General features: G+C 66.2%; 11 protein-coding genes. 3 read left to right on the top strand and 8 right to left on the bottom strand.

What is annotated here, in order from left to right:
* Window positions 1-61: 61 nt before the first annotated feature.
* The 5 genes from P8T11_RS04875 to P8T11_RS04855 form a co-directional block, all read right to left on the bottom strand.
* A complete protein-coding gene (locus tag P8T11_RS04875; RefSeq protein WP_268078000.1) occupies window positions 62-1,249 on the bottom strand; it encodes a hypothetical protein in 1,188 nt (395 codons plus the stop codon).
* Window positions 1,250-1,337: 88 nt separating this feature from the next.
* Entirely contained in the window at window positions 1,338-1,877 is a 540-nt protein-coding gene (locus P8T11_RS04870; RefSeq protein ID WP_326494491.1) for a hypothetical protein, read from the bottom strand.
* 64 nt (window positions 1,878-1,941) lie between these two features.
* The gene (locus P8T11_RS04865; RefSeq protein ID WP_268078001.1) at window positions 1,942-3,675 is read right to left on the bottom strand and encodes an acetyl/propionyl/methylcrotonyl-CoA carboxylase subunit alpha; all 1,734 of its coding nucleotides are present in this window, start codon (window positions 3,673-3,675) and stop codon (window positions 1,942-1,944) included.
* Window positions 3,676-3,691: 16 nt separating this feature from the next.
* Window positions 3,692-5,365, bottom strand: a complete 1,674-nt coding sequence (locus P8T11_RS04860) for a 5-oxoprolinase/urea amidolyase family protein (RefSeq protein WP_268078002.1) — start codon at window positions 5,363-5,365, stop codon at window positions 3,692-3,694.
* A gap of 8 nt (window positions 5,366-5,373) precedes the next feature.
* Complete coding sequence (locus P8T11_RS04855; protein ID WP_268078003.1) at window positions 5,374-6,156, bottom strand: LamB/YcsF family protein; 783 nt, start codon at window positions 6,154-6,156, stop codon at window positions 5,374-5,376.
* Window positions 6,157-6,321: 165 nt separating this feature from the next.
* Between P8T11_RS04855 and P8T11_RS04850 the strand changes: the two genes are divergently transcribed.
* Window positions 6,322-6,981, top strand: coding sequence for a GntR family transcriptional regulator (locus tag P8T11_RS04850; RefSeq protein WP_268078004.1), 660 nt, complete (start codon window positions 6,322-6,324; stop codon window positions 6,979-6,981).
* Here the strand turns inward: P8T11_RS04850 and P8T11_RS04845 are convergent.
* Together P8T11_RS04845 and P8T11_RS04840 are read right to left on the bottom strand one after the other, a co-directional pair.
* Entirely contained in the window at window positions 6,957-8,420 is a 1,464-nt protein-coding gene (locus tag P8T11_RS04845) for a PepSY-associated TM helix domain-containing protein (RefSeq protein WP_268078005.1), read from the bottom strand. The genes P8T11_RS04850 and P8T11_RS04845 overlap by 25 nt on opposite strands.
* A 73-nt stretch (window positions 8,421-8,493) precedes the next feature.
* The gene (locus P8T11_RS04840; RefSeq protein WP_268078006.1) at window positions 8,494-8,997 is read right to left on the bottom strand and encodes a DUF2946 family protein; all 504 of its coding nucleotides are present in this window, start codon (window positions 8,995-8,997) and stop codon (window positions 8,494-8,496) included.
* Between the two features lie 234 nt (window positions 8,998-9,231).
* On the opposite strand from P8T11_RS04840, the gene P8T11_RS04835 reads away from it, so the two are divergent.
* Window positions 9,232-9,615, top strand: a complete 384-nt coding sequence (locus tag P8T11_RS04835; protein ID WP_268078007.1) for a hypothetical protein — start codon at window positions 9,232-9,234, stop codon at window positions 9,613-9,615.
* A 10-nt stretch (window positions 9,616-9,625) separates the two neighbouring features.
* Complete coding sequence (locus P8T11_RS04830; RefSeq protein ID WP_268078008.1) at window positions 9,626-9,844, top strand: hypothetical protein; 219 nt, start codon at window positions 9,626-9,628, stop codon at window positions 9,842-9,844.
* Between the two features lie 9 nt (window positions 9,845-9,853).
* Here P8T11_RS04830 and P8T11_RS04825 read toward each other — a convergent pair whose 3' ends face one another.
* Complete coding sequence (locus P8T11_RS04825) at window positions 9,854-10,576, bottom strand: ribonuclease activity regulator RraA (RefSeq protein WP_268078009.1); 723 nt, start codon at window positions 10,574-10,576, stop codon at window positions 9,854-9,856.
* Between the last annotated feature and the right edge of the window lie 190 nt (window positions 10,577-10,766).

Below are 10,766 nucleotides of genomic sequence, written 5' to 3'. Positions count from 1 at the left end.
GGTTTGAGAATACCTCGCAGCCGGACAGGGCTGTCAAGAAGAATCCTCGTTTTCATGGGCGTTATAACAACGTGAAAAGTAATTTGGTAAGCGTGCTTTTCAACGGCCATTGCAGCGATATCAATATCAGCAATGGCAGCGCGGCCGGCAGCAGAATCTTGATCAGCACAGACTTGGTGATAATGGCCACGCGCATGGACGCCACCGATTGATATAGCGCTTGAATATCCGCCACGGGTCCCAATTCGGGCGCATTCAACATCGGATAATCCGGCACATCCATCTTGCGTATCCAGCGATCATCCACTGCCCGTCCGTGCTGCGCCAGCAACACGCCATAATCCAGCAGCGCTTGCCGTTTTGCGCGCATCAGCAAGGGCGAGAAAACCAGCAAGGGCGCCACGCCCATCAACACCAATACAGCCAGCAATGCCCCGATCTGCCCGTATAAGGAGGGCACGGTAACGCCGTGATAAAGCACTTCATGCGCCCATACGCCCGCCATCACGGCGGACACCGACAAGATAATGGGCCCGTACACCACCGGAATGCGGCTGAGAAAACCCAAACCGCCCACCCGGTCGGGATGCAGCACCACCAGGTTCAACGGCAAGCGGGCAATGCGAAACAGCAATATGCCCAGCAACACCAGACGCCAGACCCAGGCCAGCAGCAGAATCGAGAAAATCGGCCGTGTCACGAACAACAACCACCACACGCCGAACTTCAGCAAAGGGCTTTCTGTATTAGCCCAGCGCATCTCGTCCAGGTTGGGCGACATGAACAAGACCGCCGTCCAGCTCACCACCAGACCGGCGATAAGGATCCACGGAAAAACCTGGTTGCGCAGGCGCAGCATGTCGGCCAGCACTTGATCAAATCTGGCGGACAAATCACCACTGACCAGGCCCGAGCGCTTGAACTCGCGCACGCCTTTTGGAATGTTCTGCTGCGCCACCCCCTCGGCCACCACCAGCAAGGGAATGGCAACCAGGCAGCGCACGTGGATGCCGATATGGCCCAGCAAGGGTTCCGCGCCGCCCGCCGGGTCGATGGCGGTGCCCGCCAACCAGGCCACGATCACCAAGGGCAGCCAGGCGACCATCGCGTAGAGCACGGCGCGCCGCAGGAAGCCGCCGCCGCCGGGCGGAATCAAGCCTATTTTTTGTTGGATTCGGTAGAACACATCGTCCCGCACGAGCGAGAACCGCTCACCGTCTTCGTCCCTGCTGGCCTGCCCTGGAATCATTGCCGTCTCCAATAATGAAGTGCTCAATAATCATGTGCCCGTCTTGCGGTGACCAAACCATGCAGTGCTGAATAATGCGGGTGCTTGCTTAACGCCAGGCGCTGCCGACCTGAATATAAAAAGCGTTCTGATCCTTGCTATGCGCCACGTCGATACCGACGGCCAGCTTGCCGATGCGTTCGCCCAGTTCAGCGCTGCCGAGTTCGCCCGGCACTTCTCCCCGGAAGCGCGCGTCGGAACCAAAGTAGGAATAGCGCGGGCCCACATACCAGCGCGAGTCGCCGATACGCGCCAGCAATTGCTGGATCAGCATCGTGCCCTTGAGTTGGTAGCCGCGCCCCTGGTTCAGGGGGCCGTAATAATCCAGGTTGACGCGGCCATGGGCCAACGCGCCCAGGTAACGGTACTTGTCGCCTTGCCAGGTGTGGAAATGGAACAAGCCGCCGCCATAGCCGACGGCGGGCTCCGTGATCACCATCGGAACCGGGAACACGCCCTGCCGGTTCAACAAAAAATCGCTGGTATCGAAGGCGGCATCCGGGTCGTCCGATGCGGGCGGCTCGTCGGCAAACCCTGCCAACGGCAGCAGGCTTCCAAGCACGGCGAATAAGCGCGTCAGGTTGGGCAATTGGTTTTCGCCAAGGGCCAAAACAAGTGGCTTAGATTACTGCAAAACGCCGTTGATTCAAGCCTTAGTCGATGCGCCCGATCGCCGCGCCCGCCGCCACGGCCTGGCCCGGTTGCGCTTCGTGCTTGAGCACGCCGCTGCGATGCGCCAGCACCTGCATTTCCATTTTCATGGCTTCCATCGTGGCGATCAGATCGCCCTCTTTGACCGTGGCGCCGTCGTCGGCTTTCCAGGCCTGGATGGTGCCGGCGATGGGTGCCGCTACGCTTTGGGCGTTGGCGGTGGCCGCGCCGGACTGGCCGGCGTCAACCGAAGCCGCGCCGGCGGCATGCAGGCCGCGCAGCAGTTCGGCGGGCAGGCCCAGCGACACGCGGCGGCCATCGATTTCAACCGCCGTGCGATGCAGCGTCACGGCGCCCAGCGGTTCCGGTCGGACCGCGGCTTCCAGGTCGTTGGCGAAGTCGGTTTCGATCCAGCGCGTATGCACCTTGAAGCCTGATGCATCGCCCAGGAAGTCGTCATGCGCCAATACCGCGCGGTGAAACGGCAGCACCGACGCCACGCCTTCGATGCGGAACTCGGCCAGCGCGCGGCGGGCGCGGGCAATGGCTTGCTCGCGGGTGGCGCCGGTGACGATCAGCTTGGCCATCAGCGAATCGAAGGTGCCCGGAATGGTCGAGCCCGACTCCACGCCGCTGTCCACCCGCACCCCAGGCCCGGACGGCGGCGCAAAGCTGGCGATGCGGCCCGGCGACGGCAGGAAGCCACGGCCCACGTCCTCGGCGTTGATGCGGAATTCAATGGCGTGGCAGCGCGGCGCGGGGGCCTCGTCGAAGCCCAGCGGCAGGCCATCGGCAATGCGCAGTTGCTGCACCACCAGATCCAGCCCGCAGGTTTCCTCGGTGACGGGGTGCTCGACTTGCAGGCGCGTGTTGACCTCCAGGAACGAGATGGCGCCCGACGCGCTCAGCAGGAATTCCACGGTGCCGGCGCCGACATAACCCGCATGCGCGCAGATGTCGCGCGCGGACGCGTGAATGCGCTGGCGCTGGTCGTCGCTAAGGAACGGCGCCGGGGCTTCTTCCACCAGCTTCTGGTTGCGCCGTTGCAGCGAGCAATCGCGCGTGCCCAGCACCACCACGTTGCCGTGCTGGTCCGCCAGCACCTGCGCTTCGACGTGACGCGGGCGGTCCAAAAATTGTTCGACATAGCATTCGCCACGGCCGAAGGCGGTGACGGCTTCGCGCACGGCCGATTCGTAGAGTTCAGCCACGTCTTCCATGCGCCACACCACCTTCAGGCCGCGGCCGCCGCCGCCAAATGCCGCCTTGATGGCGATGGGCAGGCCGTGTTCGCGCGCAAATTCCAGCACGTCTTCGGCGCCCTTGACGGGGTCGGCCGTGCCGGCCACCAGGGGCGCACCAACCGCCAGTGCAATCTTGCGCGCCTGGACCTTGTCGCCCAGCCGCTCGATGGTCTCGGGCGAGGGGCCGATCCAGGTCAGGCCGGCGTCGATCACCGCGCGGGCGAATGTGGGGCTTTCCGACAAAAAGCCGTAGCCCGGATGCACCGCGTCCGCGCCGCTGCGACGCGCCACGTCCAGCAGCTTGTCAATATTCAGATAGGAATCCGCCGGACGGTCGCCGTCCAGGCCATGGGCCTCGTCGGCCATGCGCGCGTGCAGCGCGTCGAAATCGGCGTCGGCATAGACCGCCACGGATTTCACGCCGTAGTCGGCGCAGGCTCGGATGATGCGGACGGCGATTTCGCCACGGTTGGCAATCAGGACTTTCTTCATGGCAGGCGGGTTCACGTTATGTCGGGGTGACTTGCACGGCGGGCACATCAACCGCAACGAAGTCGGAAATGGGGTTCAGGCGCACGCGCGCGCCGATGGGAATTTGGGCGGCGCGGTCCAGGTGCCAGGGCGCGACCGAGCCAATGACAGGGTAGCCACCGGTCAGCGGATGGTCGGCCAGGAACAGCACGGGCTGGCCGCTGGCGGGCACCTGGATCGAGCCCTTGCGGGTGCCCTCGCTGGGCAGCTCGGCATGGTTGGCGCGTTGCAGCGGCGCGTCCCCCTGCAGGCGGATGCCGACGCGGTTGGATTGCGGCGTCACGGTCCAGGCCTGGCGCGACAGCAGCGCCACGGCGTCGGCATCGCACCAGTCGGTGCGCGGCCCCAGCACCACGTCCAGCACCACCTCGGCGCTTGTACGCGGCAGATCGGCGGGCGGCGTTTCGGGCCCGCCCACGATGGCGCCCTGCCCGGCTGGCCGGATGCCGACGCGGTCACCGGCCGCCAGCGCTTCGGGACCGACGCGGGCCAGCGTGTCGGTAGAGCAACTGCCCAACACGGGCTCTACGGCAAAGCCGCCGCGCGCCGCCAGGTAGTAGCGGATGCCGGCGTCGGGTTGGGCCAGGGTCAGCGTGTCGCCGTCGTCCATGGCAAAGGCTTGGTAGCCAGGGACCGTCCAGCTTGCACCGGCGGCGTCGCGCAATGCGATGTTGCCCTGTGCGCCGGTTACGGCCAGCACGCACGGGCCATGGGCGCGCACCTGGAAACCGCCGTAGACGATTTCAATGGCGGCCTCACCGGGTGCGTTGCCCACCAGCCGGTTCGCGGCGCGCAGCGCGCCTTGGTCCATGGCGCCGGAGGCGGCCACGCCCTGGCGTGCCTGACCGGGGCGTCCCAGGTCTTCGAACACGGCTTGCAAGCCGGGCGATACGACTTCCAGCGCGGGGGTGGCGGATATCGCGCGCGCGGCGCTGGGCGATGTGGTGGATGCGGTAGATGCAGCGGATGCCGTCGACGTGGCCGAGGCGGCGGATGCCGTCGATGCCGACGATGCAGCGGACGTGGCCGCTACCGATGCCGCGCCCACGTCGACAAATCGCACGCGATAGCCCGGTTGCAACAGCGCGGGCGTCTCGCGGTTCAAATCCCACATGGCGACCGGCGTCACGCCCAAAATCTGCCAGCCACCCGGACTGGCTTGCGGGTACACGCCGCTGAAGGTGCCCGCCAGCGCCACGGCGCCTGCCGGGATGCGGGTGCGCGGAGTCTTGCGGCGCGGCACGTCCAGCGTGGGGTCGCCGCCGCTAAGGTAGGCAAAGCCCGGCGCAAAGCCGGTGAAGGCCACGCTGTAGGTGCCGCCCGTGTGGCGGCGCACGACTTCTTCGCGCGTGATGCCCAGGTGCTGCGCCACGTCGTCCAGGTCTTCGCCGTTGTAATGGACGGGAATTTCGATCAGCTTGCCGTCGCGCGCCACGCGGCTGGAGGTGTCGCGCGCGCCGATGTCGGCGATCAGCGCAGCGCGTGAGACCACGCCGGGCTGGAACACCACCAACACGGTGCGGGCGGCGGGCACCAGTTCCGTCACGCCTTCAATCGGGCGGCCCTGTAGCGCGGCGAACAGCGCCAGGGTCTGCTCCAGGTCGTCAAGCTCAACCAACAGCGCGTCGGTATTTACAGGCAGGAAACGCACGCCGGCTCCTAGGCGGATTGCAGGGGGGCAGCGGCCGCGAACGGGCGGATGCTGACGCCGGCCTGCTCAAGCTGCGTACGCAGCGCGCGCGCCATGTCCACCGCGCCGGGGCTGTCGCCGTGCACACAGATGGAATCGGCCTGCACGCGGGTCAGGCTGCCGTCGATGGCCTCGACGACGCCCTCTTGCACCAGGCGCAGCATGCGTTGCGCCACCGCCTTCGGGTCATGCAGCACGGCGCCCTTTTCGCGGCGAGACACCAGCGCGCCTTGCGGGGTGTAGGCGCGGTCGGCGAAGGCTTCGGCCACCACGCGCAGACCGCGCTCTTGCGCCAGCGTCAACAGCGGCGCGCCGGCCAGGCCCACCAGCACCAGGCTGGGATCGATTTCCAGAATGGCCGTGATCACGTCATTACCCTGGCGGGCGTCGTGGGCGATGGTGTTGTACAGCGCGCCATGCGGCTTGACGTAGCGCACCTCGGTGCCGGCGGCGGCGGCCAGGCCTTTCAGCGCGCCAATCTGGTAGATGATGTCGGCCACGAGGTCAGCGCTGGCCACGTCCATGTTGCGTCGGCCAAAGCCGGTCAGGTCGGGGTAGGACACATGCGCGCCCACCGTTACGCCGTTGGCGCGCGCGGCTTTCAAGGTGCTCAGAATGCCGGCCGGGTCGCCCGCATGGAAGCCGCAGGCCACGTTGGCGCTGGACACCACGGCCAGCATGGCCTCGTCATCGCCCATGCGCCAGGCGCCAAGGCTTTCGCCCAAGTCACTGTTTAAATCGATCTCAGCCATGTCTGATCCTTAGTCCGCCGACGCACGCACCTTTGACGCTGATCGTGGAACGATAGTTACACAATTGTTCTACAAATTGGTTAGTATGGTAGATCAAAGCCAGGCTTTCGCCTATCGGTAATTTCACTACCGGATTGACTACCGGACCACTGCCCTCCTTCGCCTATGACGCTGCCCGCCGCGCACCAGACCCTGACCGACAAGGTTACCGAGCAGATCCGCCGCCGCCTGATCAACGGGGAATTCATGCCCGGCCAGCGGCTGTCGGAAGCCGCGCTGACGCAATCGCTGGACGTCTCGCGCAACACGCTGCGCGAGGCGTTTCGCAACCTGACCAAGGAAGGCCTGCTGACTCACTCGCCCAACCGGGGGGTGGCGGTGGCCGTGCCCAGCATGGCTTCCATTATTGATATTTATCGTGTGCGGCGCATGATTGAATGCCAGGCGCTGGCGCAGGCGTACCCGCACCATCCGGCGCGCCAGCGCATGCGCCAGTCGGTGGAAGACGCCCTGGCCTGCCGCGAACGCCAGGACTGGCCGGGCGTGGGCACCGCCAACATGGCGTTTCACATGGCCATTGTGGAATTGGCCGACAGTGAACGGCTGAACGCCATGTTTTCCTTATTGCTGGCCGAACTGCGGCTGGTCTTCGGGCTGCTGCAAGACCCGGAATTCCTGCACGCGCCCTATGCCGACATGAACCAGCAGATTCTGCAAAGCGTGGAAGCCGGCGAATTCGGCAAGGCGGCCGATGCGCTGAAGGACTACCTGGCGCAGTCCGAGCGCATCGTGCTGGCCAGCTATGCGCGGCGCGTGGGCAACTGAAGGCGCCACGAGCGCAGCACGTCCACCACCAGGAACGCCAGCAGGCTCACCCCCATGACGGGCAGGCACCAACCCAGCGCCGCCGCCACCGCCAACGTGGCGATACGCGCGGGCCAGCCCAGGGCGGCCCAGGCCTGGGTCAGGGTCTGGGCGCCCGCGCCGGCAGCGGGCCGCCGCAACCACCACATGCGATAACCCAGCACGATCATGGTGGACAGCGCCACGCCAATCGCGCCCATCAGCAACTGATTGGGCCAGCCGAACAGAATGCCCATGTGCATGTCGACACCCCAGCGGATCAGCTTGGCGATCAGCGGAAAGGTATCGAAGTCGGCCCGGCTGGTGATCGTGTAGGTGGCGGGGTCGATGGCGATGGTGTCGACCTGGGTGGGCCAGGAACGGTCTACCTCGCGCACCATCCAGCCTTGGTCGGCGCTACGCGGCGGGCGGATTTCCAACTGCGTGCTGTCGATGCCACCTTGGCGCGCGGTTTGCAGGATGCGGTCGAAGTCCCGGGCGGGGTCCTGAAGCGCGGGCACGGGGGTTGCCATGGGGGTTGCGGACCCGTTGCCCCCCATCTGCATGCCGCCGTGATGATGCGCGTGTTCACCGCCGCCCATCGCGGGGCCGGCCGTGGCACCGGCCCCGGGCAGCTTCAGCGTGATCGCCGGCGTGATCCAGCCCAGTTGCGCGCGCAGTTGGTCCACGCGGCCACCCGCCCAGTTCGACCAGGTCAGGCCCGTGACGGACAGGAACAGCAGCCCCAGCGCCAACCACAGCCCCAGCAAGCTGTGCCAGCGGCGCGCGCGCAACCTGGGGCTGCGGGCTTGGGCCTCGGCCTGATTCGCGGCAAGTTTGCGGCGGCGCCCAGCCCACCACAGTACCAAGCCGCCCAGCGTGGCCAGCCACATCCAGGACGCGGCCAGTTCGCTGTAGTTGCGGCCCAGCGCCCCCAGCATCAGGTTGCGATGCAGGTAGTCCAGCGTGGTGCGAAACGGCAGCGTGCCGCTGGTGCCGTAGACCATCATGTCGCCCTTGATGTCCAGCGTGACGGGGTCGACGAACAGCGCGCGGCTTTCCGAATCGCCCATGCCGGGCTGCGTGAACATCACGCGCGTGGTGTCGCCGGGCGAGGGCGCGGGCCGCACGGCAAACAGGCGCGGCCCGGGGCCGATGCGCTCCTGCGCCACCCGCACCTGGTTGGCCAACGGCTGTGCCGGCCCGGTGGACGTGGTGTGCAGTTGGTCGGCATAGAGCAGGTTTTCAATCTGCGGGGTCAGCACGAACAGCGTGCCGGTGACGGCGGCCACCAAGATGAAGGGGCCGACAAACAGCCCGATGTAAAAGTGCAGGCGCGTGATCAGCGCCAGCAAGGCGCTACGGCCCGCAACCCGCGCGCGAGCGGGCGCGGAGGCGGTATCCAGGGTGTGCGTGGACATGGGATTCTCGAATACGAACAACGCCGCCCCTGTCGGGCGGCAAGCATGCGCGCGGGGCGCATGGCGGAAAGGCTTATCCGCGTATCGAGGGTGGCGCCCGTTGCCCCAAGGGCGGGCCCGCGGCCGGCATGGGCGGGCGCACGCCTTCCACCTTTGGCGGGCGCTGCGCCAGCCAGCGCAACAGCACGGGCGCCACGGCCGCCAACGGCGGCAGGTTCAGGATCTGATGCGCGCTCAGGCCAAACGGGCATTCTTGCCCGGCGCCACGTTCGTCGTCATGCCCCGCGCCGTGATGGCCGTGGTGGCCCTCGTCGGCGTGCAGCATGTGATCGCCGTGCATCGCTTGATGGCCATCGCCAGGCGCCTGCCGTTCACCCAGAGAATGCAGCGCCGCCATGACGTTGCCGCCCGCCGTACAGAAGCCCAGCGCCAGCCGGCCTTGCCGCAGCGCGTCGGCATCGGGCATGTAGCCGGTCGGCACCCAGGCCCGCGCCACCAGCAACAGCAGCAGCAACAGCCGCCCGAAATCGGCGGCCGAGGCAAAGCGAGGAAGGCGACGGGACAATCCGGTACGCATGCGTCCAATCCACGACGCCGGCGAATGCCGGCGTCAAGCGGCGCATTTTACGCGCCATGGCGGCGGCCCGCGACCCCTGCGCCGCTTGCCCTCCCCCAAAACCTTGCTTGCCGCCGCCTGCGTTCAGGCATAAATTCAGTGATGCCGATTTCCGCGCGGGCCTGCTTGGCCCGGTTTTCGCGGACGGTATCCAAAGGTTGTTTTTGATCTTTTAAGCCCGCGAGGAGCGATGCGATGAAAGTGAAACACCTGTTAGGTCCGGCAGCGCTGGCGCTGTCCCTGCTGACCACCACGCCCAGCGTGGCGCAAATGTCAGACCCCGCCCCCATCATTACAGGCAAGCAATGGACGGAGTCCGACGCCAATCTCAAGAAAGCCTATCTATTGGGGATTGCCAACCTGCTTGAAGTCGAACGCGCGTATCAGCAACGCCGCGCGCCGCCGGACACTCAGACCCTGGTGCCCAGGTTTTCCAAGGGCCTGCAAATGCACACCCTGGATACGGTACGACAGAGCCTGGACAGCTGGTATGCCGCGAACCCCTCGCGGCTGGAGCGTCCGGTGATCGAGACCTTGTGGTTTGAGGTCGTCGTTCCCGGCATGCAGCGCAAGCCTTGAAGGAGCCGTCATGAAAGCTATTCGAACCTTAGTCATCGGCGTCGCGATAGGGACGCTTGCGGCGTGCACGAACATGACGCCGAAACAGCAAGGGACCATGTCCGGGGCGGCGATTGGAGCGGCCGCGGGCGCGGGGATTGCCGCCATCGCCGGTGGCAGCGCCTGGACGGGCGCCGCGATTGGCGGCGTGGCGGGCGGGGTTGCGGGGAATATACGAGGGGGGAATTGAGTCCGGGGTTTACGGTTGCTGGTTTCGCCAGGCTTGGTATTTGGCCCGGGTTTGTTCGTTGGGGGGGTAGAGGCCGGGGAGTTTTTCGCCGGCTTCTACCTGCTGCATGATCCAGCCTTCCAGGCGTTCCTGTTCGATGGCGATGTCGACCACTTCGTCCAGTAGCGCGGCGGGGATGAGGACGGCGCCGTCTCGGTCCAGCACGATGACGTCGTTGGGAAAGACGGCCACGCCGCCGCAGCCCACGGGTTCTTGCCAGCCGACGAAGGTCAGCCCGGCCACTGAAGGCGGGGCCGCCGCGCCGGCGCACCACACGGGCAGGCCCGTGCCTTCAACGCCTTCCAGGTCGCGCACCACGCCGTCGGTCACCAGCGCGGCCACGCCGCGCTTTTGCATGCGAGCGCAAAGAATGTCGCCGAAGATACCGGCATCGGTGACGCCCATCGCGTCCACCACGGCAATGCAGCCTTCAGGCATGTCTTCAATGGCGGCGCGCGTGGAAATGGGCGAGGCCCAAGACGCGGGCGTGGCCAGGTCCTCGCGGGCAGGCACGAAGCGCAGCGTGAACGCGCGCCCGACAATCCGCTTGGCGTCCGGCGCCAGCGGGCGGGCGCCGCGCACCCACACGTTGCGCAAGCCTTTCTTCAACAGCACGGTCGTGAGCGTGGCCGTGGTGATGCGGGACAGGGCCTGGACCACGTTTGCGTCCAGTGGCTCAAAGGCAATCGTCATGATGCAAATTCTCCTTGCGGGCGGGGTGCCGCATAGCGGGGATTCCGATTGTGGCCCTACGCAAAAGCGGGCACAACCTTGATTTTGCAGATTCAGAATCCGCTTTTTATGCGGGTATGACTCGGCGATTCGCTACCGGCCCAGGCAAATTTGACCAGTGCGGGCAGTTCCGGCCATCCGCCCGGGGTGA

Origin of the sequence: Achromobacter spanius (genome assembly GCF_029637605.1) — a bacterium.
Lineage (GTDB): Bacteria > Pseudomonadota > Gammaproteobacteria > Burkholderiales > Burkholderiaceae_B > Achromobacter > Achromobacter spanius_E.
This window is presented reverse-complemented; position numbering and strand designations above follow the sequence as displayed.

What these genes read in the sequence shown, in the direction of transcription:
- P8T11_RS04875 (WP_268078000.1), bottom strand. Translation starts at nt 1,249, where the DNA reads ATGATTCCAGGGCAGGCCAGCAGGGACGAAGACGGTGAGCGGTTCTCG.
- P8T11_RS04865 (WP_268078001.1), bottom strand. Translation starts at nt 3,675, where the DNA reads ATGAAGAAAGTCCTGATTGCCAACCGTGGCGAAATCGCCGTCCGCATC.
- P8T11_RS04855 (WP_268078003.1), bottom strand. Translation starts at nt 6,156, where the DNA reads ATGGCTGAGATCGATTTAAACAGTGACTTGGGCGAAAGCCTTGGCGCC.
- P8T11_RS04850 (WP_268078004.1), top strand. Translation starts at nt 6,322, where the DNA reads ATGACGCTGCCCGCCGCGCACCAGACCCTGACCGACAAGGTTACCGAG.
- P8T11_RS04845 (WP_268078005.1), bottom strand. Translation starts at nt 8,420, where the DNA reads ATGTCCACGCACACCCTGGATACCGCCTCCGCGCCCGCTCGCGCGCGG.
- P8T11_RS04840 (WP_268078006.1), bottom strand. Translation starts at nt 8,997, where the DNA reads ATGCGTACCGGATTGTCCCGTCGCCTTCCTCGCTTTGCCTCGGCCGCC.
- P8T11_RS04835 (WP_268078007.1), top strand. Translation starts at nt 9,232, where the DNA reads ATGAAAGTGAAACACCTGTTAGGTCCGGCAGCGCTGGCGCTGTCCCTG.
- P8T11_RS04830 (WP_268078008.1), top strand. Translation starts at nt 9,626, where the DNA reads ATGAAAGCTATTCGAACCTTAGTCATCGGCGTCGCGATAGGGACGCTT.
- P8T11_RS04825 (WP_268078009.1), bottom strand. Translation starts at nt 10,576, where the DNA reads ATGACGATTGCCTTTGAGCCACTGGACGCAAACGTGGTCCAGGCCCTG.